23 protein-coding genes, 1 rRNA gene and 1 pseudogene are annotated in these 24,301 nt (G+C 50.1%); 23 read left to right on the top strand and 2 right to left on the bottom strand.

Features of this window, described 5'->3' with window-relative positions:
• The first annotated feature begins 26 nt into the window (after positions 1–26).
• The 14 genes from JOD01_RS07140 to JOD01_RS07075 all read left to right on the top strand — a co-directional run bounded on the left by JOD01_RS07140 (position 27) and on the right by JOD01_RS07075 (position 13,550).
• A complete protein-coding gene (locus JOD01_RS07140) occupies positions 27–1,004 on the top strand; it encodes a PhoH family protein (protein ID WP_204517583.1) in 978 nt (325 codons plus the stop codon).
• Positions 1,005–1,019: 15 nt separating this feature from the next.
• Complete coding sequence (gene ybeY, locus JOD01_RS07135; RefSeq protein WP_204517582.1) at positions 1,020–1,493, top strand: rRNA maturation RNase YbeY; 474 nt, start codon at positions 1,020–1,022, stop codon at positions 1,491–1,493.
• A gap of 9 nt (positions 1,494–1,502) precedes the next feature.
• On the top strand, positions 1,503–1,886 hold the full coding sequence (locus JOD01_RS07130) for a diacylglycerol kinase family protein (RefSeq protein ID WP_204517581.1): 384 nt from the start codon (positions 1,503–1,505) through the stop codon (positions 1,884–1,886).
• A 160-nt stretch (positions 1,887–2,046) separates the two neighbouring features.
• Positions 2,047–2,445: a cytidine deaminase gene (locus JOD01_RS07125; RefSeq protein ID WP_204517580.1), complete on the top strand. Its 399-nt coding sequence runs from the start codon at positions 2,047–2,049 to the stop codon at positions 2,443–2,445.
• Complete coding sequence (era, locus tag JOD01_RS07120) at positions 2,438–3,358, top strand: GTPase Era (protein WP_204517579.1); 921 nt, start codon at positions 2,438–2,440, stop codon at positions 3,356–3,358. The genes JOD01_RS07125 and era overlap by 8 nt, the downstream gene beginning before the upstream one ends.
• Before the next feature lie 104 nt (positions 3,359–3,462).
• Positions 3,463–3,615, top strand: coding sequence for a YqzL family protein (locus JOD01_RS07115; protein WP_204517578.1), 153 nt, complete (start codon positions 3,463–3,465; stop codon positions 3,613–3,615).
• On the top strand, positions 3,606–4,367 hold the full coding sequence (recO, locus tag JOD01_RS07110; protein WP_204517577.1) for a DNA repair protein RecO: 762 nt from the start codon (positions 3,606–3,608) through the stop codon (positions 4,365–4,367). Before JOD01_RS07115 ends, recO begins: the two co-directional genes overlap by 10 nt.
• Positions 4,368–4,679: 312 nt before the next feature.
• Positions 4,680–5,567, top strand: a complete 888-nt coding sequence (gene glyQ / locus JOD01_RS07105) for a glycine--tRNA ligase subunit alpha (RefSeq protein WP_420829075.1) — start codon at positions 4,680–4,682, stop codon at positions 5,565–5,567.
• Positions 5,560–7,638 carry a glycine--tRNA ligase subunit beta gene (gene glyS / locus JOD01_RS07100; protein WP_204517575.1) on the top strand — a complete coding sequence of 693 codons (2,079 nt, stop codon included), beginning with the start codon at positions 5,560–5,562 and terminating at the stop codon, positions 7,636–7,638. Before glyQ ends, glyS begins: the two co-directional genes overlap by 8 nt.
• 121 nt (positions 7,639–7,759) lie before the next feature.
• Positions 7,760–8,398, top strand: a complete 639-nt coding sequence (gene ccpN, locus JOD01_RS07095) for a transcriptional regulator CcpN (protein ID WP_204517837.1) — start codon at positions 7,760–7,762, stop codon at positions 8,396–8,398.
• Positions 8,399–8,409: 11 nt separating this feature from the next.
• Positions 8,410–9,243, top strand: coding sequence for a pyruvate, water dikinase regulatory protein (locus JOD01_RS07090; protein WP_204517574.1), 834 nt, complete (start codon positions 8,410–8,412; stop codon positions 9,241–9,243).
• A 236-nt stretch (positions 9,244–9,479) separates the two neighbouring features.
• A complete protein-coding gene (gene dnaG / locus JOD01_RS07085) occupies positions 9,480–11,330 on the top strand; it encodes a DNA primase (RefSeq protein ID WP_204517573.1) in 1,851 nt (616 codons plus the stop codon).
• Positions 11,331–11,364: 34 nt separating this feature from the next.
• Positions 11,365–12,489 (top strand): RNA polymerase sigma factor RpoD, encoded by a 1,125-nt coding sequence (gene rpoD, locus JOD01_RS07080; protein ID WP_204517572.1) that lies wholly within the window; start codon positions 11,365–11,367, stop codon positions 12,487–12,489.
• 152 nt (positions 12,490–12,641) lie between these two features.
• A complete protein-coding gene (locus JOD01_RS07075) occupies positions 12,642–13,550 on the top strand; it encodes a hypothetical protein (RefSeq protein ID WP_204517571.1) in 909 nt (302 codons plus the stop codon).
• 71 nt (positions 13,551–13,621) lie between these two features.
• Here the strand turns inward: JOD01_RS07075 and JOD01_RS07070 are convergent, their stop codons facing one another.
• Positions 13,622–14,176: a pyridoxamine 5'-phosphate oxidase family protein gene (locus JOD01_RS07070; RefSeq protein WP_204517570.1), complete on the bottom strand. Its 555-nt coding sequence runs from the start codon at positions 14,174–14,176 to the stop codon at positions 13,622–13,624.
• Between the two features lie 111 nt (positions 14,177–14,287).
• Between JOD01_RS07070 and JOD01_RS20090 the strand changes: the two are divergent.
• From JOD01_RS20090 to JOD01_RS07035, 8 genes and pseudogenes are all read left to right on the top strand, one after another.
• Positions 14,288–14,380, top strand: a pseudogene (locus JOD01_RS20090) (hypothetical protein); the annotation flags it as partial.
• Positions 14,381–14,475: 95 nt separating this feature from the next.
• Positions 14,476–15,705 (top strand): MocR-like pyridoxine biosynthesis transcription factor PdxR, encoded by a 1,230-nt coding sequence (gene pdxR / locus JOD01_RS07065; protein ID WP_476695686.1) that lies wholly within the window; start codon positions 14,476–14,478, stop codon positions 15,703–15,705.
• Between the two features lie 132 nt (positions 15,706–15,837).
• Positions 15,838–16,593 (top strand): tRNA (adenine(22)-N(1))-methyltransferase, encoded by a 756-nt coding sequence (locus JOD01_RS07060; RefSeq protein ID WP_204517569.1) that lies wholly within the window; start codon positions 15,838–15,840, stop codon positions 16,591–16,593.
• A complete protein-coding gene (locus JOD01_RS07055; RefSeq protein WP_204517568.1) occupies positions 16,548–17,663 on the top strand; it encodes a Nif3-like dinuclear metal center hexameric protein in 1,116 nt (371 codons plus the stop codon). Before JOD01_RS07060 ends, JOD01_RS07055 begins: the two co-directional genes overlap by 46 nt.
• Positions 17,664–17,678: 15 nt before the next feature.
• Entirely contained in the window at positions 17,679–18,176 is a 498-nt protein-coding gene (locus tag JOD01_RS07050) for a C4-type zinc ribbon domain-containing protein (protein ID WP_204517567.1), read from the top strand.
• 19 nt (positions 18,177–18,195) lie between these two features.
• Positions 18,196–20,190: an S-layer homology domain-containing protein gene (locus tag JOD01_RS07045; RefSeq protein ID WP_204517566.1), complete on the top strand. Its 1,995-nt coding sequence runs from the start codon at positions 18,196–18,198 to the stop codon at positions 20,188–20,190.
• Positions 20,187–21,683, top strand: coding sequence for a S41 family peptidase (locus JOD01_RS07040; protein ID WP_204517565.1), 1,497 nt, complete (start codon positions 20,187–20,189; stop codon positions 21,681–21,683). Before JOD01_RS07045 ends, JOD01_RS07040 begins: the two co-directional genes overlap by 4 nt.
• Before the next feature lie 120 nt (positions 21,684–21,803).
• Positions 21,804–23,285: an alkaline phosphatase family protein gene (locus tag JOD01_RS07035; RefSeq protein WP_204517564.1), complete on the top strand. Its 1,482-nt coding sequence runs from the start codon at positions 21,804–21,806 to the stop codon at positions 23,283–23,285.
• Here JOD01_RS07035 and JOD01_RS07030 read toward each other — a convergent pair.
• Complete coding sequence (locus tag JOD01_RS07030) at positions 23,245–23,925, bottom strand: endonuclease/exonuclease/phosphatase family protein (RefSeq protein ID WP_204517563.1); 681 nt, start codon at positions 23,923–23,925, stop codon at positions 23,245–23,247. The genes JOD01_RS07035 and JOD01_RS07030 overlap by 41 nt on opposite strands.
• 285 nt (positions 23,926–24,210) lie before the next feature.
• Between JOD01_RS07030 and JOD01_RS07025 the strand changes: the two genes are divergently transcribed.
• Positions 24,211–24,301: ribosomal RNA gene (locus JOD01_RS07025) — 16S ribosomal RNA — on the top strand; the annotation flags it as partial.

The raw sequence follows: 24,301 nt of genomic DNA, 5'->3' as shown, positions 1-24,301 counted from the left end.
TATCACGGCAAGGAGATGGAAGCCTGTTGCACGTACAAGAAGAGGTAAAGATCCAGTTTGCAGATGCATCGGAAGCACTCATGCTGTTCGGTCCTCACGACGCATATTTGAAGCAGATTGAGGCGAAAACGACTGCAAAAATCAGTACGCGAAGCGGAGAATTGGTGATTAGCGGGGCAAAGGAAGAAGTGAACAAGCTTGCTGATTTGCTGGAAACTCTGCTGCAGTTGGTTCGCCGCGGCATTACGCTCTCGGAGCGGGACATCGCTTATGCAATGCAGCTCGTAGACAAAGGAGAAACGGAACAGCTGCTCAATCTGTATGACGAGGAAGTGGCCCGTACACAGCGTGGAAAGATTATTCGTGCCAAAACTTTGGGCCAGCGTCACTATTTGTCGGCGATCAAACGTTCGGATATCGTGTTTGGGATCGGTCCGGCAGGTACAGGCAAGACTTATCTTGCTGTGGTCATGGCCGTCCAAGCCTTGAAAACGGGACGAGTCAAACGAATTGTCTTGACGCGACCTGCTGTGGAAGCGGGGGAGAGCCTTGGCTTCCTGCCGGGGGATTTGCAGGAAAAAGTGGATCCGTACCTGCGTCCGCTGTACGATGCGCTTTACGACATGTTGGGAACCGAACAGGTGGCCAAGATGATGGAACGCGGGTCGATTGAAGTCGCTCCGCTTGCCTACATGCGCGGGCGTACCCTGGAAGATTCTTTTGTCATTCTTGATGAGGCGCAAAATACGACTTCCGAACAGATGAAAATGTTTTTAACCCGTCTTGGTTTTGGGTCGAAAATGGTCATTACCGGAGACGTTACGCAAATAGATTTGCCAAAAGGCAAAAAGTCAGGTCTGAAAATTGCGGAGCAAATTTTGGCTCCAATCAAGGAGATTGCGTTTATCCGCTTTCAAGAGTCTGACGTCGTTCGCCACAGCCTGGTGCAAAAAATTATTCAGGCTTACGCCAAAGACGAAGTACAGGCCGAATTTCAAAAATGATGAGGAGCAATTAGCGTGTTAACAATCGAGATCATTCAGGAAGAAACAATCGACGACGAAATCGCAGCGCTGATGGAAAAATGTTTGCAAACCGCTGCCGAACTGGAGGAAGTATCCGGCGAGGTCGTGGTTACGCTTGTCGACGATGAGCGCATCCATGAGCTGAATCGGCAATACCGCGGGGTTGACCGGCCGACCGACGTGCTTTCGTTTGCGATGAATGAAACGGGCGAAGGTGAACCGGAAATTTTTGTTGAGGAAGAAGAACTGGCCGATTTTCCCAACATGCTGGGGGATATCATTATTTCCGTGCCAAGAGCGAAGGAGCAGGCAGAGGAGTATGGACACTCGTTGCAGCGTGAGATGGGCTTTCTGGCTGTCCACGGATTTCTCCATTTGCTCGGCTATGATCACGGTACAGCCGAAGAAGAGAAAGAGATGTTTGGACGGCAGGAGGAAGTGTTGGCGAAGATCGGCTTGACAAGGTAGGAGATCTTGTTGAACGAATGGCTCCGCTTTCGAAAAAGTGTCGCGTATGCCTGGTCCGGAGTCATCCGGACAATCCGAACGGAACCAAATATGCGCATCCATCTGGCGTTTGCCGGACTTGTTCCGCTGGCTGGCTGGTGGTTGCAAATCTCTCGGTATGAATGGTTGATTGTACTCGGATGTATCGCCCTTGTCATTTCGTTGGAGCTGGTCAATACAGCGATTGAGGCGACGGTGGATCTGTTGACGACAGAGTATCATCCGAAAGCAAAGGTGGCGAAGGATGCAGGAGCGGCGGCCGTTTTGATCGCCGCTTTGTTTTCCGCGATCATCGGTCTGGTGATCTTCGTCCCCCCGCTTTGGCAGAAAATTGCTAACTGGCTGTTCAGTTAGTGCTTGCCTGCAGTACGGAAACAGGAGGCAAAAAGCCGGACTTGTCTGAATGTGGCGGGTCTGGTTTTTCGTCGCCTCCCCGTCAAGCATTTGTCTCCAGTCAGATAGCTGATCGGGAAAACTTGGACATACTGAAAATGGGAAATGGGGGATAAAAAACATGACAGATCATGAATTGGTGGAAAAGGCTGAACAAGCTCGCAAGCTGGCTTATGTGCCGTATTCCAAATTTGCGGTAGGCGCCGCATTATTGACCGAAGATGGCAAGGTGTACCTCGGCTGCAATATTGAAAATGCCGCCTATCCGCTTTGCAATTGCGCGGAACGGACCGCCTTGTTTAAAGCTGTTTCGGAAGGAGATAAAAACTATAAAGCGCTGGCCGTCATTGCCGAGACCAAGGTTCCGGTTCCGCCTTGCGGAGCCTGTCGCCAGGTGATGGTGGAATTGTGCCCGCCGGATATGAAAGTCATTCTCGCCAACACGGACGGGGTCATCGAGGAAACAACGGTCTCAGCTCTGCTGCCGGGCGCTTTCACCAAGGAGGATTTGCGTGGATAAGCAAACAACGAAGAAGACTGCATTCAAATCGGGCTTTGTCGCGATCGTCGGCCGGCCCAATGTAGGAAAATCAACACTGCTCAACCATATCGTTGGCCAGAAAATCGCGATCATGTCCAATAAACCGCAAACGACGCGCAATAAAATTACGGCGGTACATACGACGGAGGAAGGCCAGATTATTTATCTCGACACCCCGGGGATTCACAAACCGAAATCGAAATTGGGCGATTACATGGTGTCAGTGGCTGAGAATACGTTAAATGAAGTGGATTTGATTTTGTTTGTTGTCGATGCCACGGAAAAGCGGGGCGCCGGGGATGACTACATCATCGAGCGGCTGAAACAGGTGAAGACGCCGGTTTTTCTGGTGATCAACAAAATTGACAAAGTCCATCCGGAGGCGTTGTTGCCGATTATCGATGATTACCGGCAGCTGCTTGGCTTTAAGCAGATCGTGCCGATTTCCGCGCTGGAAGGCAACAATACGAGCGCGCTTGTCCAGTCGATCTTTGACGAGATGGAAGAGGGGCCGATGTATTATCCGCCGGAACAAGTTACGGACCATCCGGAGCGCTTTATCGTTGCCGAGTTGATTCGGGAAAAGGTGCTGCACTTGACCAGAGAGGAAGTGCCTCACTCGATCGCTGTTACGGTAGAAGAGATGAAGCGGGGAGAAAACGGCCGAACGTTGTATATATATGCCGCGATCTATGTCGAGCGGGACTCGCAAAAAGGGATTCTGATCGGCAAGCAAGGCAGCATGCTGAAGGAGATCAGCAGCCGGGCCAGACAAGATATCGAGCGCTTGATGGGCGAACAGGTCTTCCTCGAAGTATGGGTCAAGGTGAAGAAGGATTGGCGCAATCAGGAGCGCTTGCTGCGCAATTTTGGTTTCCATGACGAACAGTAGCAACGCGTTTATACGTGTCAATTTTTCCAAGGCATAGAAAAGTGGGCGAGGGTGATTCTAAATAAGGAAGTGGATCAAGCCGATTTGAGAAAGGATGATGCTTTATGTTACGGGACTTTTCATGGCATTATTTTGCTTCAACCGGTGACATCCATGCTTACCTTCTTTACTGCGAACACAGCCAGATTTCCACAACAAAGGATGAAGAAGCAGACCTCGCCCCAGATGAACTGGGTGAGTCGCAAGCATGCTTGTAAAATGGGAAGGAATTGTTATACGCAGCGTTGACTACGGGGAGTCGAGCAAAGTTTTGACGGTTTTTACCCGGGAACACGGCAAAATAGGGATCATGGCTCGTGGTGCAAAAAAGACCAAGAGCCGCCTTATTGCCGTGTCACAACTTTTTAGTCATGCCTATTACCTTTGCAAGACCGGTCCGGGCAGCGGGATGCCGGATTTGTCGCAAGGGGAAGTGATTGAATCTTATCGCGATTTGCGCCAGGATTTGTTACATACGGCCTATGCGGCTTATATGGCCGAGTTGCTGGACAGGCTGACCCAAGAGCGGGAGGCCAATCCATATTTGTTTGAACTGCTGGCGATGACGTTTCATTATATGAATGAAGGCAAGGACCCAGAGATTCTTTGCCGAATTTTTGAGAGCAAAATGCTGATCGTGGCGGGAATACGCCCCCATTTGCAAGGATGCAGCAATTGCGGTGCGGAACGGGAGCCCTATGTAATCAGTGTCACCCAAGGGGGCTTGTTGTGCCCGCAGTGCGCTACGCTTGATCCCTACGCGATTGCCGTAACGCCGGCTGCCTGGAAGCTGTTGCGGCTGTTTCAGTTGTTCGAGTTGGAACGTTTGGGAGAAATCGATGTGAAACCGGCAACCCGAACGCAGCTTAGACATGTGCTGCGCAGTTTTTTTGACCAGCACCTTGATCTGCATCTGAAAACCCGTTCGTTTTTGGAGCAGGTGGAACGGATGGGCGACGGGACACGTTGACATTCTGGAACATTTTCGCTATGATAGGACCATTAGTTTCATAGATGCGGTGATGGAAAAAAGTAATCGGTCTCTTGCTATCCAAGCGAGTCGGGGAGGGTGCAAGCTCGACAGCAATGCCGGTGAAAAGGCGTTCCGGAGCATATTGTTTGATTGAAAGTTGGACACAGCGTTGGCAAGACGCTGGTCAAGTAGGGTGGAACCGCGGGAAATCCTCTCGTCCCTACACGAGCTAAAGGCTGGTGTAGAGGCGGGAGGTTTTTTAATATCCAAGACTGCCAATAAACTCAGGAGGTGGATTGTCCCATGAAGATGACTTTCCAAGACATTATCTTAACGTTGCAAAACTATTGGGCCAAACAAAATTGCTTGATTGTCCAGCCGTACGACGTGGAAAAAGGCGCGGGCACGCTCAACCCAATGACCTTTTTGCACAGCATCGGGCCGGAACCGTGGAATGTAGCCTATGTTGAACCGTCGCGCCGCCCTGCCGACGGCCGTTATGGCGAAAATCCGAACCGGCTGTATCAGCATCACCAGTTCCAGGTGATCATGAAACCGTCGCCGGACAACATTCAGGAGCTTTATCTGGAAAGCTTGCGGCAGCTTGGCATTGAGCCGCTGGAGCACGATATCCGCTTCGTCGAGGACAACTGGGAACACCCGGGTCTGGGTGCATGGGGACTTGGCTGGGAAGTTTGGCTCGACGGCATGGAAATTACCCAGTTTACTTATTTCCAACAGGTCGGCGGCATGGAATGCAAACCGGTCGCGGTGGAAATTACCTACGGTCTGGAGCGCCTTGCTTCCTACATCCAGGAAAAAGAAAACGTGTTTGAACTGGAATGGGTCAATGGCTACACGTATGGCGATGTGTTCAAACAGCCGGAATACGAGCATTCCAAATATTCTTTTGAAGTATCCGATACAGAAATGTTGTTCCAATTGTTCAACACCTATGAAAAAGAAGCAAAACGGGCCATGGCTGAACATCTCGTTTTCCCGGCATACGATTACGTTTTGAAGTGTTCCCACACCTTTAACCTGCTCGATGCGCGTGGAGCAGTCAGCGTGACCGAACGCACCGGCTATATCGCCCGCGTGCGCAATCTGGCCCGGGAAGTGGCGCAAACGTATTATGCAGAACGGGAACGGTTGGGCTTCCCTTTGTTGAAGAAAGGAGTGGCAACACATGAGTAAACGAGATTTGTTGCTGGAAGTCGGTCTGGAAGAAATGCCTGCTCGCTTTGTCGCCAATGCGACGGCGCAGTTTCAGGAAAAAGTGGAAAAATGGCTGCAAGCCGAACGGCTGCAATATGAGCGGATTCAATCGTATGAAACGCCGCGCCGATTCGCCCTGATCGTCGCCGGTTTGGCGGAAAAGCAGGCGGATCGCGATGAGGAAGCCAAAGGACCGGCGAAAAAAATCGCGCAGGATGAAACCGGCGCATGGACGAAAGCGGCGCTCGGATTTGCCCGCAGCAACGGTGTGGAACCGGAAGAACTGTATCTGAAAGAGGTCAACGGGGTAGAATATGTTTTTGCCCGCAAGCGTGAAGCTGGAAAAGAAACCGTTCAGCTGCTGCCGGCATTAAACGAAGTGATCACCGGGATGAACTTCCCGAAAAATATGCGCTGGGGTGCGCATGAATTGCGTTATGCCCGGCCGATTCGCTGGCTGGTGGCTTTGTTCGGATCGGCAGTCATCGATCTGGAAGTAGCCGGGGTGAAAGCGGGCCGAATCACGCGCGGGCACCGTTTCCTTGGACAAGAAGTAGCGATTGAGACACCGGACCAATATGAACAGAAACTGGCCGAGCAATTTGTAATCGCCGATCCGCAAAAGCGGCAGGCGGAAATCGTCAAGCAGTTGCGCGAGCTTGCTGATGAGAAAGGCTGGCATATTCCGGTAGACGAAGGGTTGTTGGATGAGGTTGTCCATCTGGTCGAATATCCGACGGTATTGTTTGGTTCATTTGACCCGGCCTTCCTGTCCATCCCGCGAGAAGTGCTGATCACCTCGATGCGCGAACACCAACGCTACTTCCCTGTCGAGGACAAAGCGGGCCAGTTATTGAATCATTTTGTCACGGTGCGAAACGGAAATGCACATGCATTGGAGAACGTGGCGAAAGGGAACGAGAAAGTGCTGCGCGCCCGTTTGTCCGATGCCCGCTTCTTCTATGAAGAAGATCAAAAACTGTCGATTGAGCATTGCTTGAAACGTCTTGAGAGCATTGTTTTCCATGAAGAGTTGGGAACAATCGGAGACAAGGTCAGACGTATTCGCCGCAATGCCGGGGAAATCGCCAAATTGCTGGCCTATGGCCCGCAAGAGCAACAAACGATCGATCGCATTGCGGAAATCGCCAAATTTGACCTGGTGACCAATATGGTCGGCGAATTTCCTGAACTGCAAGGGATCATGGGTGAGGATTACGCGCGGAAAGCGGGCGAAAGCGAGTCGGTCGCTCGCGGGGTATCACAGCATTATTTGCCGCGTTTTGCCGGTGACGATCTGCCGGATTCGGCGGAAGCGGCGATTGTCAGCATCGCCGATAAGCTGGATACAATCGCCGGTTGCTTCCTGATCGGAATCATTCCGACTGGTTCCCAAGATCCGTACGGCTTGCGTCGGATGGCAACGGGCGTAATTCATATTTTGCATCAACGCGGTTGGAACGTGTCATTGGAACAGCTGTGGCAAATTGCAATTGGCAGTTATCAGGAAAAAGGAGTGGGCAAGCGCTCCGCTGAAGAAGTCAAACACGATCTGGCCGAATTCTTCATCCTCCGCTTGCGGACTCTGCTGCAAGAAGAAGAAATTCGCTACGATTTGATCGATGCCGTGCTTGCCACAGACATTCATTTCGTGCCGAATTTGGTGGCACGGGCCAAAGCGTTGGCGATTGCCGTGCAGGCGGAAGAATTTAAATGGACTGTCGAACAATTTAACCGCGTGTATAACTTGGCGCAAAAAGCGGACAGTGACCAAGTTGCTCAGGATCGATTGGTTGAAGCTTCGGAACAACAGCTGTACGAAGCATACCGGCGAGTGACCCAAGAGGTTGAGCCTCTCTGGCAGCAAGGGGAGTTCCCTGCCGTGCTGGAAAAACTGGCGGAGTTGCGGGAACCGATTCAACGCTTCTTCGATCAGGTGATGGTCATGGCGGAAGATGAACAAATCCGGCGAAACCGGCTGGCGATGCTGCGCATGATCGCAAATCGGATTTACGCGTTCGCTGATTTTACCAAAATCGTTTTCGCCTAAGTTTAAAAAAGCGCCTCCGAGTTTAACGGAGGCGTTACTATTTTTCGTGAAAAAGCAGGAAAATACACGCCTATAGAGTAATACTAGGGATAGTAAAGCGAGAAACCGGTGGTGATTCGTCATCGAACTTACCAAGCGTCAAGAACAAATATTGCAGATTGTCAAAGAGGAAGGACCGATTACAGGAGAGCAGATTGCCGAACGTCTGCATTTAACCCGTGCCACCTTGCGACCTGACCTCTCCATCTTAACGATGTCAGGTTACTTGGATGCGCGGCCCCGTGTCGGTTATTTTTACGCGGGTAAAAAGGCGAACTCGGTGATCAGTGAGCGTTTGCACAAGTTGCTGGTCAATGACTACAAAGCTTTGCCCATCGTCGTGCAGGAGTCTGCGTCAGCCTACGATGCGACTGTTACGCTCTTTCTCGAAGATGTAGGCACCTTGTTTGTGGTGAATCAAAAAGGTCTGTTGGTCGGCGTCGTCTCGCGAAAAGACTTGCTGCGAGCCGCAATCGGCAACAAGGCATTGGAAGAAATGCCAGTGAGCATCATCATGTCGCGCATGCCCAATATCATTACATGTTTGCCGGGAGAAAGCCTTTACTCCGCGGCCAAAAAGCTGATCGATTTTCAGATTGACTCCCTGCCCGTTGTCCGCGAAAGCGAACAGGACCCCCGGCAATTTGAATTGCTTGGCAGAATCACCAAGACGACCATTGCCAAAGCGTTTGTCGAACTGGGCGAAGAGTCGGAAGTATAGGAGGAGAAGAGATGCAAAATAGCAAGCAAGGGCAACTCATCTATGTCGTCTCCGATTCGATAGGGGAGACAGCGGAACTGGTGGTCCGGGCAGTCGCCAGTCAGTTTGATCGTTTCGCGATCGATGTTCAAAAGTATCCGTACATCGAAGACAAGGAATCAATCGATGAGCTGATCGAATCGGCCAAAGAATCCGACGCTATGATTGTCTATACGCTGGTTATTCCCGAATTGCGGACCTACATCGCCCAGCAGGCTGCAGCAGCCGGCATTCCCAGCATTGATGTCATCGGGCCCCTGCTGGATTGCCTGCAAATGAACTTGCAGGTTCCGCCGACCGGAAAACCGGGCTTGGTGCGAAGGCTGGACGAGGAATACTTCCGCAAGGTCGATGCGATTGAATTTGCCGTCAAGTACGATGATGGACGTGATCCGCGCGGTTTGCTGCGCGCCGATGTCGTTCTGATCGGCGTATCGCGAACCTCAAAAACACCTTTGTCGATGTATCTGGCCAACAAACGGCTGAAAGTAGCAAACGTACCTTTGGTCCCAGAAGTAGATCCTCCTGAAGAACTATTTCAGTTGCCTCCACAACGTTGCATCGGTCTGACGATCAATCCTGAGCAATTGAACGGAATTCGCACGGAAAGACTAAAAGCATTGGGATTGACCGCTCAAGCGAACTACGCGACCATCGAACGGATCAATGAGGAATTGGTTTATTCCAAGAAAATTATGGAGCGGTTAGGTTGCCCGGTCATTGACGTCTCCAACAAGGCGGTGGAAGAAACGGCCAACATTATTCTCGAGTTGATCCGGAAAAATAAAATGCTGGAAAGAAAATAGGACATTAGAAGGAATTTTGACGTATTTTGTAGAATGATTAGGAGGCTTGAAGCAAAAGGTTTAATGGAGAGTATTCTGTGGAAAAGTAAGAAGTGCAGCGATCTCTTCAAGCAATTTCGGACACGAAATGCTTAAGTTTAAAAAAATAATGCCGTTGGAAGCAGGAATTTGATGAAAAATGACGAAATCTATTTCCTTGTTATTTTTTCATCTTTACATGAAAAAGGTGAAAAGTGATGGCTGGTCAAACTTCTGAGGAGATCGTGCGTCAGGTTCGGTCAGCTGTTGACCTCGTTGATATTGTCGGCGAGTATGTGCAACTAAGAAAGAGCGGCCGGGCGTTGGTGGGGCTTTGCCCTTTTCACTCGGAGAAAACCCCATCCTTCAATGTCAACGCAGAAAGACAGTTTTTTCACTGCTTTGGTTGCGGCGCCGGTGGAGACGTTTTTTCTTTTTTGATGAAAATCGAGCAGTTGACCTTTCCTGAAGCGCTCCACAAACTGGCTGAACGAGCCGGTATTACCGTTCCGCAACTGAAGGAGGAAAATGAGTCCCCTGAACGGTCGGCCAAGCAGAAGATGCTGGAAGCGTATTCGCAAGTTGCCCAAATGTACCATTATGTCTTGACATCAACCCCGTATGGAACAGAAGCGGTGAAGTATTTGCAAAAAAGAGGGTTCTCCCAGCAAACGATCAAGGAGTTTCAGCTTGGCTTTGCTCCGGATTCCTGGGATTTTATCACACAGTTTCTGAAAAGGCGGCAGTTTGATCTCGAGCAAATGGTGGAAGCGGGCCTGCTGGCCAAAAATGAAGGTGGACGCATTTTTGATCGGTTTCGCGGAAGAGTCATGTTTCCGATTCACAATTCACAGGGGGAAGTAATCGCTTTTGGCGGACGAGCGTTGGACGGGGGGCATCCTAAATATTTAAACAGCCCGGAAAGCATCTTGTTTAACAAAAGTGCCACCTTGTTCAATTTGCATCGTGCGCGAGCCTCTATCCGAAGGCGAAAACAGGCCATTTTGTTTGAAGGGTATGTTGATGTAATCTCGGCCTGGCAGGCGGGATTTTCCCAGGTGGTAGCTACCTTGGGAACAGCGCTGAACGAACAGCAGGCGAGAATCATCCGGCGAAATGCCGAACAAGTCACCATCTGCTACGACGGCGATTCTGCCGGTCAAGAAGCGACGGCAAAAGCGATTCAAGTTTTGCATCAGGCTGGTTGTACAGTGCGAATCGCTCCGTTGCCGCAGGGAATGGACCCGGATGATTACTTGAAACAGCATGGTGCAGAAGCGTTTTCACAGCAAGTTTTGCTTCAAGCGATGCCTGTTACCGCATTTCGGCTGAAACATTTACGAGGCAATCGCGTATTAAACGATGAGACAGATCAGGCTCGTTTTATACAAGAGGCTCTTCTCATCATTTCCGAACTGGATAGCCCGGTTGAACGTGATTTGTACGAACGACAGCTGGCGGAGGATTTTGGCTTGTCGCTGGACGCGATCAAGTCAGAGGCGCGCAAGGTCTATAAACAGCAAAAAAGTAATCAGCACAGGGATAAAGTAACGCCAGCATGGAATAATAGTATAAATAATGGCAAATTTACGGTCACAAAATCGCTGGCTCCAGCGCATCATACAGCAGAGAGAATGCTGCTTTACTACATGATGCGCAGCCGTGATATCGCTGATCGCGTACAAAGAGAGTGCAAAGCCAGCTTCCAGATTGACGAACATGATGCGTTGGCCGCCTTTTTGTACGCCTATTATGCTGAAGGGTATCCGGAAGACACAGGAAAATTTATACACTATCTGGAAGATGAAAAGTTAAAGCAATTAGCCTCGGGATTGGCCATGATGGAGTGGAAGGAAGACATATCTGATCAAGCGATCGGTGACTACATCAAACAAGTAAATAACTACCCGATGCGCACCGAATTGGATCGTTTGCGGGAAGAACAGCGAATGCTGAACTTACAAGCAGCAAGTGCCGAATCAGAGGATGTGCGCAAGCAACTGGAAATTCAAGCTGCCGTCGTAGGGATGAAGATTCTTGAATTGGAAAATGCTTTAAAGAGAGGGTAGCATCAGATCATTCCCGGGGAAGGAGGGATAGTAGATGAACAAGCAAAACATCACTTCAGATATGGAAGGAATCTCCATTGAACAAGTGAAAGAACAATTGGTCGAGTTAGGAAAGAAACGTGGTATTCTCACCTACAAGGAAATTATGGAACGTCTTTCCGGATTTGAGCAGGATTCTGATCAAATCGACGAGTTCTTCGAATTCCTGGGAGACCAGGGAGTAGAGGTAACGAACGAAAACGAGGAAGACGACGACGATGACGAAATGATGATCAAGGATGAGGAAGCTGACGAATTTGATTTCGACGATCTCTCTGTGCCACCCGGTATTAAAATCAATGATCCCGTGCGGATGTACCTTAAGGAGATAGGGCGTGTTCCTCTGCTTTCCGCAGAAGAGGAAATCAAGTTGGCGCAGCGTATCGAGCAAGGAGATGAAGAAGCAAAACGGCGCCTTGCCGAGGCAAACCTTCGCTTGGTTGTCAGTATCGCCAAACGGTATGTAGGTCGGGGAATGCTCTTCCTGGATCTGATTCAAGAAGGAAACATGGGTTTGATCAAAGCGGTGGAAAAATTTGACTACCGTAAAGGCTACAAATTTAGCACATATGCCACATGGTGGATTCGTCAAGCGATTACGCGGGCTATCGCCGATCAGGCTCGGACGATTCGGATTCCGGTGCACATGGTGGAAACCATCAACAAGCTGATTCGCGTTTCCCGCCAGTTATTGCAAGAACTCGGTCGAGAGCCAATGCCGGAAGAGATCGCCGAAAAAATGGATCTGACTCCGGAAAAAGTGCGGGAAATTATGAAGATCGCCCAGGAACCGGTTTCATTGGAAACACCGATCGGGGAAGAGGATGATTCGCACTTAGGCGATTTCATTGAAGACCAGGATGCTTTGGAACCATCTGATGCTGCCGCTTACGAGCTGCTCAAGGAACAGTTGGAAGATGTACTGGATACGTTGACCGATCGCGAGGAGAATGTGCTTCGGTTACGGTTTGGGTTGGATGATGGACGGACACGGACGTTGGAAGAAGTAGGTAAAGTGTTCGGTGTAACCAGAGAGCGCATCCGCCAAATTGAGGCGAAAGCCCTACGGAAATTACGGCATCCGAGCCGCAGTAAACGCTTAAAAGATTTCCTCGAATAGCCGATATTAGAATAGAGATGAATGCCTACGTTCTGGCGGAGTCAGTCACTGCGTAGGCTTTTTCTTTTGTATCCGGTTGTTCGAAAGGCGCTTTCGTATTTTCGTGGATGTTCCTTTTCGGACATGAATGCGCTCAAGGAGGGCAGTGACCATTGAATGATCAACGGAAGAAGATTATTATTGCAGAAATTGAAACTTGGCGTAAAAATAACTTGATTCCTGAACATTATTGTATATTTTTACTCAATCTCTATACAGAAGGTGAACGCCCGGTTGGCGACGCAGCTCGCACAATCGCCAAGAAAGCGCATACAGGAACGGCAGCATACGGTACCGAGCGACTGACGTCCGGAACAGCCAACCATGCGGGAAGCGCTGGAATCAGCGTATCATGGAAGCTGATCTTTGCTTGGTTTGCGGGCGCCTGTTTCATAGCGGCAATGATCTTATCTGCTTTTCATTTTAGCGATTTTAGTACGCCAATGCAAATTGCGATCTTTTCCATTTTTGCGCTGATCTTTTACTTGATGGCGGTTATTTTCCGCCGATCGCTGCCGATTCTCGGGCATATTGGACTCGGCGGTTCGTTTCTGATCCTGATTATTGGCGGCGTTTATTTGCTGCGCTCCCTGGGGTATGGGACGGGCGTCCTGTTGGGCTTTTTGACGATCGTCTGCTTGCTGTGGCTCGTCAACGGCTTGTTTTTTCGCTACAGCTACCTGCTGTATTGCGGGTTCCTCGGTCTGGCCATGATATACGGTCTGGCCGTGTCCGATCGATTGGCGGCCGATTTCAGCTGGTGGAAAGTGGAACTTTATTGGGTGCCGATTGCGCTGCTGATGCTGGGACTGGGCTTCCTTTGGAATGAACGCAATCAGCAGCTGGCCGGCGTGTTGGCGATTTGCGGCTTGCTGTTCTTCTTCGGGTCCGAAGTGGAAGCTTTATACATACCCGCAGCGAAGACGGATGTCATTCAATTGCTTCTGTTTTTGAAAGTGTTTCTGGGAGCGGTTTTCTTCTTCTTTACGCGAAAATACTGGTTTGGCTGGCTGCGTTTGTGACTTCCGCCGAAAAACAAAAAAAGGATCTGGCCATCGCTCCAGATCCTTTTTTTGTTTTGCTGCGTGCAGAGTTAACTGCGGTTTAAATCAGCTGCGGCCGTTCGCCCGGGATAAAAGAGAGAGGCGGTGTCGGCCGCATTTTCCTTGGCGGTGAGCTCTGTCGGCTTGATGCGGTAAACAACCGCCGGGCTATTCCGGGAAGACCGGTACTTTTCGACATGCGACGCGGCGAGCGGGGACGAAAAATAACCGGGGACGTGCTTATCCAACAGCTGCTGCAGGGCATCACGTTTTTCGGAAACATCCGTGACCAAGGAGGCCGTCCCGAAGATGATCACACTCATATAGGCGGTATCGGTATGGGCCGGGACAGGATCGGCGACCGTTCCATACTCTTCGCAGACGGAAAAACAGACATCAGGCTGCCTGGCGAGGATTGCCGCTTTGCGGCCGGAATCCGCTCCGTGGAAATAAATAGACTCTTTCCACCAAACAAAATTGAGCGGCACGACATATGGGCCGTTCTTGTCGATCAGACCGAGATGGCCGACTCTGGCTGTTTGCAAAAACGTCTCGATTCGTTGCGGATCGGTGCAAGTGCGTTGGGTTAAGCGGATTGGCATCATCGTTCAGAAACGCTCCTTTTCGGTTTGGGTCTTGTAGGTTACTATAGAACATAATTGACTGGTTCCCAATGGACAATTTTCGTATTTTTGTTAAGGACAGATGGAGGGTCTATGCTGGAAATTACTGTGCACTTGCAAAAACATGCAGAAATTCCGCTGTATCTGCAGCTTTATCAATATTTGAAACAGGAGATTCACAGCGGCCGGATTACGCCCGGTACCCGTCTGCCCTCGATCCGTGCATCAGCCAGCCATTTGGCGTCAGCAAGATCACGGTCGAACTGGCCTATCAGCAACTGTTGGCTGAGGGCTATGTGGAAAGTCGTGAGCGAAGCGGCTATTTTTCCGTGGAACTGGCAGCAGAATTGCTGGACCGCCGTGCAACGGATCGGCCGAGCTTGCGAAACAAGAAGCAAGAGGCGCCAACCCAGCCGATCTTGTATGATTTCAAGCTATCGACACTTGATCCCGCCCAATTTCCGCTGACGGTTTGGCGAAAGCTCAGCCAACGGTCGATGAATGACCCATCGCTCTATAGTTATGGCGATCCGCAAGGTGAAGCGGGCCTGCGTGAAGAACTGGCGGATTATCTGCGCCACGCCAGAGGGGTCAACTGCACGGCAGAGCAAATTGTGATCGGTGCAGGAACGCAAACGTTGTTTTCTATGCTTTGCCAGATGCTGACGGTGCTGGGACTCAAGCAAATCGGCTTTGAACAGCCGGGGTATCAGGCTGTGCAATTTGTCAGCAAGCATCTAGGTTTGCAAAATATTCCGATTGAGTTGGATGAAGAAGGTCTGGATGTGCAGCAACTATGGCAGAGCGGCGTGCGGGCAGCTTACATCACGCCTTCTCATCAATATCCGACAGGAATCGTCATGCCGATCGCCAGGAGGTTGAAGCTGCTGCAATGGGCGGAAGCGGTTGACGGCTTTATTGTCGAGGACGACTATGACGGGGAATTTCGTTATCGGGGCAAACCGGTTCCTTCCCTGCAAGGGCTTGACCGGCAAGGGCGCCACGTAGTCTATATCGGGACTTTTTCCAAAGTTTTGCTCCCGGGCATTCGCGTTGGTTATATGGTGTTGCCGCCCCCGTTATTGAACTTGTACCGGACGCAACTGATCCATTATGAACAAACAGCGTCGCGATTTCATCAGCGGACGTTGCAACTGTTTATGCAAGAAGGCGAATGGGAGCGCCATATCCGGCGCTTGCGGATGGTGTATCAAAAGAAACATGCCCGCCTGTTGGAAGCGCTGAAAACAGTGATGGATGCCCGTGTCAAAATAGTCGGGCAGGATGCTGGTCTTCATCTTGGCATCGAAGTTGACAGCGAGCAGAGTGCAGCTGAGTTGGTCCGCCTGGCGTTGGAACAAGGTGTTCGTGTCTATGATGCACTGGCTTTTTCCACAGGATCTGCCGGCCGGGTCAATCGGATCTTGTTGGGGTTTGCCGGTATGGAACTAAGCGAGATCGAGCCGGCCGTCAGACGGCTTCATCAGGCGTGGCAGGGAGTTTACCGCTGACGGAGGAGACTCCGAAATTCCGCAAAAATCCCTATTCGGCTCGTATGCTCGGGATTTTTCTCGGTTTTTGTTTGTTGGGATTTGCCAGGCGAATAGGGTAAAATAAAGGGTATCGGAAGGAGAATGCTGCAAATGACGTCGATCATGATTTCCAAGCGGTTAGAGACGATCGCCAACTATTGTCCGCAAGGGGCAAAAGTAGCGGATATCGGTTCAGACCATGCCTTGCTCGCCGCCTTTTTGCTGACGAGCGGGACGGCTTCTTATGTAATAGCAGGTGAACTGAATGAAGGCCCTTTCCAAGCTGCGAAAAAACAAATAGATAATTTACAGCTTCATCAGCGGGCAACCGTTCGCAAAGGTGATGGATTAGCCGTACTTGCCCCGCAAGAAGTGGATGTAATTTGTATCGCCGGGATGGGGGGGCAGTTGATTGCCTCCATTCTGGAAGCGGGCAAGGATAAACTGGATGGCGTTTCCCGGCTGATTTTACAGCCGAATGTCGGAGCGGATACAGTGCGGCGCTGGCTGATTCACAATGGTTGGCAGCTCGTGGCCGAAACGATTATGGAAGAAGACCAGATCATTTATGAAATTTTGGTTGCGGAACCGGGGGACCCGCTCGTTCCTTACACGGGTCAGGACCGCACCGTGGAAGAATTAATCCGGATCGGCCCCTTTTTATGGCGGGAACATTCGGCCGCTCTGCGGAAAAAGTGGCAGGCGGAACAGCAAAAGCTGCAATATGTGGCCAAACAGCTCCAGCAATCGAGCCGGGAGGAAGCAAAGCTTCGTCTCGACGAGGTCAATCGCGAGCTTCAATGGATAGAGGAGGTAGTGCAATGCTTGCAAACGGACAAACCATCATTCAATGGGTCGAACAGCTAGCGCCAAAATCGCTGGCCATGGAAGGGGACAAGATTGGCCTGCATGTCGGGACATTGCAGAAACCGGTCAAAAGAGTAATGGTTGCGCTTGATGTTTTGGAACCGGTGGTCGATGAGGCGATCGCTCAAGGCGTTGATTTGATTGTTGCCCACCATGCGGTCATTTATCGGCCGCTGAAACATTTGCGAACCGATTTGGCTGCCGGACGGCTTTTCGAAAAACTGCTCAAACACGACATTGCGGTTTACACGGCGCACACGAATCTCGATGTTGCTGTCGGGGGAATGAATGACTGGTTGGCCGAAGAGCTCGGCTTGCAAGATGTTGAGGTGTTGGAGGCAATTCACGAGGACCGGTGGAAGAAATTGGTCGTTTACATACCTGCCGCTCATCGCGATGCTGTATTTGAAGCGATCATGGCTGCCGGCGCCGGGCAGATTGGCAATTACAGCCATTGTTCCTTTCAACTGAGCGGAACGGGAACATTTTTGCCGGAGGAAGGAACGTCGCCTTATATCGGCAAGACCGGACAACTGGAGCGGGTGGACGAGATTCGCTTGGAAACCGTTATTCCAGCATCCAAGCAAACGTCGATCATCCAGGCGATGAAAAAAGCCCATCCATACGAGGAAGTGGCTTATGACATCTATCCGTTGGAATTGAAGGGGGCCGGACTGGGTATCGGCCGGATCGGCAAGCTGCCCGAACCGCTTACGCTGCGGAGTCTGGCCGAGTTGGTCAAAAGCCGCTTTGATTTGCGCGGGCTGCGCGTCGTTGGTAAAATGGATGAATTGGTAAAAAGAGTGGCAATTGTCGGCGGTGACGGTAATTCCTTTGTGGGAAAAGCGGCTTTTCGCGGAGCAGATGTGTTGATAACCGGCGATATTTATTACCATACGGCCCATGACGCGATGGCCGATGGGCTGAAACTGATCGATGCCGGCCATAACATCGAGAAAATCATGAAGCGCAAATTGGCCGAATATTTGGGGCAACGATTGGCTGCGGGCGGTTATCAAACAGAAGTGTTTGCCTCAGTGGAACATACCGATCCGTTTCAATTTGTCTAGGAGAGGTGGAAACGGATGTTGATGGCGAAGCGTCTATTGGTATGGCATCAGGCAAAAGAAGCGGTTAAACAGGCGGAACGGGTGCGGGAAGAGTACGCAAACCGCCTGGCACAGCATGATCAGCTGATTCAGCAACTGACGGAAAAGTTGGCAGCGGTGCCTGCTCCGCAAACTCCGGATGAGGAGATAGCCAAGCTGTTGCTGGAACAGGAATTATGGATGGCCAACAATGAAAGGGACCGTTATGCAGCCTCCCATCAGAAAGAGGCGTTGCGAGCGGAACAGACGATTCAACAAAAATCGTTTGAAATCGTGCAATGGGAACAGGAGCTTGACGGAGAGGCGCTGGCTCAGTATTACCGGATCGCTGAGAACAAGGCAAACCCGTTGGCGGAAGTGAGAAACAATTCATGCACGGTTTGCTTTATGCCGCTTTCACTGAGCAAGATGAGCGAATGGAGAAGGGGAAAGGGACTGGTTTACTGTGATGAATGCGGAAGAATCCTTGTCTAACAAAAACAGAACAAAGAGAATGGCCAAAATTGCCGGATCGGTCATGCTGAGCGGGACATTGCTGTGGACTGCGATGCCGACCCAGGCTGCGGTCCAATGGTTGCCTTATACGGATATCAGCAAGAATTGGGCGAAAAAGGAAATTGTCAGCGCCGTTGAAAAAGGCTTGTTTGTCGCCGGAAAAGAGAATCCGCGTTTCTTTCCGCAACGGCCGATGACGCGGGCCGAATTTTTGACGCTGCTCGATCGTCTCTTTACCTTGGGCCAAGACCAATTGTACAGTCTGACGCTTACTTCGGGGGCTGATCATTTGGTGGAAACAAACGGGACGGAAGAACCTTACTTGCCTTATCGGGACGTCGATCGACTGACCTGGATGTATGAACCAATCTTGCGCGTTTCCGTCGTTCTGGAACGTTTATACGGTCCGCAGGCAATCCAAAACATTTTTCCCGGCAAGGAGTTCCATCCGGAGCAGCCAATCACCTGGCAGGAAAGTGCGAATTTAATCCAAATGTTCGTCACTGCTGCTCCGGAAAAAAAGGCGTTGCAAATTCTCAGTGAGCGTGGCTGGTTGGATGGCAATCAAAGCAAACCGCTGACACGCGCCGATGCTGCGGTGCTTGCCGATAAGGTCAGTGCCTATCTGGAACAGGGGGAAGTGCTGCCGCTGCTTGATTACGACGGCCAGAAATTTCCGCAAGTTCCCTATATCGAGAATATTTTCCCTTTGTTTTACGGGTATTTGAAAAACTCGACCGGGGATGACAAAGTTTTTCTGGACAGCGTCACGGCAGTCAGCAATCAGATGGACAATCCGGACACTTACCGTCGTCTGGAAGCGTTGGGGAAAGCCGGCTACCCCAATCAGGTCGGCATTCATTACTATTTAAGCTGGAATCCGGACACCGATTTGTCGCAAAACTTGAACGAGGCGATTGCCGCGATTGACGCCTACTACGCTGACAAAATTGTCATTCCGGAAACGCTCAAACTGCTGATGGCCAATGTGTATGACATTTGTCTGCAAATCGAATACACCGATCCGCAAATTTATGAACAGACGTTGCCGCGGCTCTACGGCTACGAGCAAAAGATGAAACAAGGGTCTGAAGAGTGGCAACAGTGGGCCATTTACATAGCGGCGTTGGAGATGAAAAGCGGGGCAATGGACAAAGCTCTGGCGCATTATCAGCAATTGACGGAAATTGACGCGGGATTGATCAATACCGTTTATTATTTGGCCAACCAAGGACGGCTGGGCGAAGCGGAAGAAGTATTGGACAATGCCGGCAAACGGCTGAAACCGGACCGCAAGCAACTCTTGATCACGTTGGCAGACGAACTCAACAGTTTGAAAAAGCAGCCGGATTATATCCGCGATCTCGCGTATGCGCTCAAACGCACGGAAGCGGTCAGAGGATACAAGGTTACCGGAGAATCAACGTTGAGCGGCTATTTGTTCCACTATACGCAGGTCTTTGATGAGAAAACAAAAGCAAGCCATACGACCGGCTTTTTCCAATCACCGTACAAATTGGTCAAGGAAAAACTGGAAACTTACGATGATTACCGAAACAACGTGCAATATTCCTATGATTTTGAACAGCAGAAATGGACGAAAACGAAAACAGGTTCCTTTGATTATTTGCATGAATGGGTCGAATCTCAATCGGTTGAGCAGCGCGCCGAGCAATTGGGTGCCCGCTACTTGCAACAATCGTTTGGCTCATATGATGTGATAACGGAGTGGATTCCCGGCGACAAGCTGGTCAAGTCCGCCGACTCAATCGAATTCGATTCGGCGCGGATCAAGCGGGTGCCGATGTACGTGAACAAATACTATGTAGATCGGCGCAGCGGATTCGTTGTCCGGCATATTTGGCGATATGAAGAGGTTTACGACAGCAATGAATATGCCGCGTATTCCGGTCAGGAAACTTACGGCGATTACGATCAAGTGAAAATGGTCATTCCGGCCACGATCAGCGAACAGGCGGGTGAAGAGAAATGAAATGCTTGAGAGGAATCATACTGGGTGTTGCTTTCACCTTGCTTTTCGGGACGACCTCGGGATATGCCGAGACGCAAAATCCGTATTTGGAATTGGACGAGGTGTTTCAGCTTCTGCACGAAAATCATTTGAGCCGTCCGGCGGAATCGCAATTGGTTCAAGGGGCGCTTGCCCATGTTCGTGAGGAAGTCAACGAAACAAAAAAACAGGAACTGACTTATGCTAAGACCGATGACACTTTGGACGAACTGGAAGCAAGGCTTTCCAGCTGGCAAAATCAATACGATTTGGAGCCGCGGTTTCTGTTGACGGAATCGATCAACGGGATGCTGTCGACTCTCGATGATCCGCATACCGTATTTTTTACCGAAGAGGAGTTGCGCAAATTTACCGACAGCGTGGAAAACCAGATGGTTGGATTTGGCTTCCGTCTGAGCACCAAAAATGATCGTTTGCTGATCCGCGAGATTATTCCCAATTCTCCGGCGGCGGCTTCGGAACTTCAGCCGGGCGATCAGATTTTGGGCGTTGATGATATCGATCTGAGCGGAAAAAGTCTGGAGGATGCCCTGAATTTGTTGAAAGGGCCGGAAGGAAGCCAGGCTGTGCTGCGCATCTATCGGGAAAAAGAAAGCGCGGAAAAACAAATAAGGCTGAAGCGGGCTCGCCTGTCGATTCCGGAAGCGGAAGGCACGCTTTTCAACGATAACATCGGCTACATTAAATTGGAGACGTTCGGCTCGGATGCGGCGACACAAGTGCGTGATCAGTTGCAAAAACTGACAAACAGTCAGACTCCGATGAAAGCGTTGATTTTCGATTTGCGGGACAATGGGGGCGGCTACTTGACAGCTGCGCGGGATATCGCCAGCCTGTTCATGGAAGACGGTCTGCTGATGTACACCACCGATCGCAATGGGGTGGAAATGCAAACATGGGTGCACAACGGTCGCCAAGTCAACTATCCGGTGATCATTTTGGTCAATGAGAATACCGCTTCTGCTTCCGAGCTGTTGTCCGGCTCACTGCGCGACCACGGCATCGCCCGATTGGTTGGCACGAAAACGTATGGCAAGGGCAGTGCCCAGCAAATTATTCCGTTGACTGACGGCGATGCCTTAAAGATCACCTTGAACGAATATTTTACTCCGAATCATATGGTGGTCAATCATGTTGGCTTGCAACCCGATATCGAAGTGGAAGATTATGTCGGCCAAGTTATCGCCGGGCTGAAACATTTCGATGTGAAGCGTTTTGTACTAAGCGAATCCGAGGATGGCACACAGATTAACGGGGTGGAGTTCCCGATCCTGGAGCAAATTTTTAAAGAAGACACGGCGGGATCGACGATGCGTAATTCGGTGTTGTCCAGCATTACCGGTGACCAGTCCTTGCCAAAAGAAGGATACACCTCGATCCAATCATACTTGGCGCAGCATAAGGAAATCGGCTGGCAAAAAATTGGCAATCAGACGATCATCACCATTCCTTAACCGGCTTTCTTCTCCCTTGCCTGTAACGGGCAAGGGAGTTTTTTTCAGGAATAGATGGAGGAGGAGAGTCTACACTAAGACGAGCAGAACTTATCACGCGGACAGGAAGGATGGAAGGATATGAAAAAGGTACTTCTATTCCTAATCGATTCAATGATGCCGGAGGTGCTTGACCAGTGTATCGCCGAAGACAAAGCACCCGCTTTAAAATTTTTGGTAGAGAAAGGGCAATACATTTCCGACTGTGTCACCGCTTTTCCGACGATGACCGCTTCGGTGGACTGTTCCTTGATTACGGGAGTGTATCCCGACCAACATAAAGTACCGGGTCTGGTCTGGTTTGATCCGGCTTCAAAAAAAATTGTCAATTACTTAAACGGGTTTCTCCCGGTTTATCGGATAGGTGTGGAACAATGTGCAACCAATGTTCTTTTTGACTTGAACGAATCACATCTGAGCAAAAATGTGAAAACCGTTCATGAAGAACTGGAGGAACGGGGGCTTGTTTCCGGCTCGATTAATGTCATCGCCCACCGCGGCAAGGAGAAGCATAAAGCGGCGCTGCCGTTTTTGGTTGACGTCTTGACGAGCTTTCAACTCCATCGAACCATCAGCGGTCCGCAGATTTTGAGTGTCGGGACATTCGTCAAGCCCTCCATTTTCCGGCCCATCAACTGGAGTTGGTCTCATTCCATGCCGTCCCGTTTTGGCATCAATGATATGTATGCCATCGATGTCTTAATAGAAGTGATCCGCAGTGGTAAGCAGCCCGATTGCACCTGTATTTATCTTCCTGACAACGATCATAAACTGCATGTTTCCCCGGATCAGGCTGTAAACCATTTAGCCCAGGTGGATCAACAGTTGGTGCGGTTCCTGGACTCATTTGAAACATGGGATGAAGTGGTGGAAAAGAATGTCATTCTTTTAATCAGTGATCATGGACAGACAAAGATCGGCCGCGATGAACGGCACAATATCTCACTGGACAAATTGTTGGCTGATTTGCGTATTTACAAGCTTGGCGAACCGGTTCGCGATGATGATCAACTCGTCATTTGCAATAATGAGCGAATGACTTATCTGTATCCGCTGCAGCCAGACATTAGCGGCGAAGTGATCAACAGGCTGGAAGCGGATCCGCGTATTGACATCATTGCCTGGAAAGAGCAGGGTTGGGTAAATGTCTACAACGGGGAAAACAGGAAGCGGCTCCGATATAAAAAAGGCGGGGCAATCCGGGATATTTACCGATCTGCATGGACGATTGAAGGGGAAAGAGAGGCGCTTGACTTGCACTTCAATGAAGAAGGGGTGCTTTTTTATGCCAATTATCCGGATGGTTTGGCCCGTTTATATGGATCGCTGTATTCGCAAGAGACCGAAATGATTGTGATTACAGCAGCGCCAGGGTATGAATTTTTGTCCGAGTACTCGCCAACCCATCTTGGAGGGGGCAGCCATGGTTCTCTTCATCGTCAGGATTCGCTTATCCCGTTAGTTGTCGTCGGCGCTGCCCATCCTTTCAAAAAACCGGCAAGGCTCATTGATGTGAAAGACTTTATCCTTCAACAGTTGGCGGTTGAGTCAGTTTTAGTGTAGCAAGCAAAGGATAGTGATCGGACAATGCGACCTTGATCACTTCATAATCGACAACTTCCCATTGAGGACTTACATAAATAAAGTCAATCCTTTTGGGAAAAGGGCTGAGCGTCGGGAGTGTATGACGCTCTTTTTTTTGGGCGCAATCCAGCAAATGGGCGGGAAGCGAAGGCGTTTGTGTATTAAAATCGCCCAACAGGATGACAGGAGATGTTTGGCTGCGCAACTGCTCTTCGATTACCGCTAATTGGGTCTTTCTGCTTTTTGCGCTTAAACTTAAGTGGGTGACCCAGGTTTCGATGGTTTGTCCTTGCCACGGCAGTGAAGCGCTAAGCAAGCTGCGAGGTTCTTTGCTCGCGGGAAGCAGGCGGCAGTTTGCTTCGGCTATCGGAATCCGGGTGAACAAGGCGTTGCCGTAATAACCGTCGGCAACCGGCAACGTGGGGGCGAATATATAGTGATATTGAAGATGTTCGGCGATTTTCTGTGCCTGGAAGCCGTATTTACTGTTTTCGTGCACTTCTTGCAACCCGATGATGTCGGCATTGAGCGAACGGAGCAGGATCATCATCTCTGCTAGCCGCTTTCGCCAGAACAGATCTCTACCACTGTGTATGTTATAACTGACAACACGCAACATAGGCAGGTTCCCTTCGCAATGATTCATATTTGTTTATAATGTTAGTATCAAGTTGAACAAGCATTTTCATTCTGTTGCGTTTATTCTCGGCTGACACTTTGTGAATATTTTTTTTAAATTTACTGTTGCATTGTTTTTTTATCTGTGCTATATTATTAAACGTTCCCCTCCGAAATAGAAAATGGAGAGAGAACGAAGTAGGATTCGTTGTGAGATTTGTTCTTTGAAAATCGGATAGAAATCGACTCACATTGCTAGTATCGTTTTTGGTCAGTTTTCCAAACTTTATTGGAGAGTTTGATCCTGGCTCAGGACGAACGCTGGCGGCGTGCCTAATACATGCAAGTCGAGCGAGGGTCTTTAAGACCCTAGCGGC

Source organism: Brevibacillus fulvus (assembly GCF_016908525.1).
Classification (GTDB): Bacteria; Bacillota; Bacilli; order Brevibacillales; family Brevibacillaceae; genus Brevibacillus_G; species Brevibacillus_G fulvus.
The sequence above is the reverse complement of the archived record's forward strand: the minus strand, read 5'-3'. Positions and strand labels throughout refer to the sequence as shown.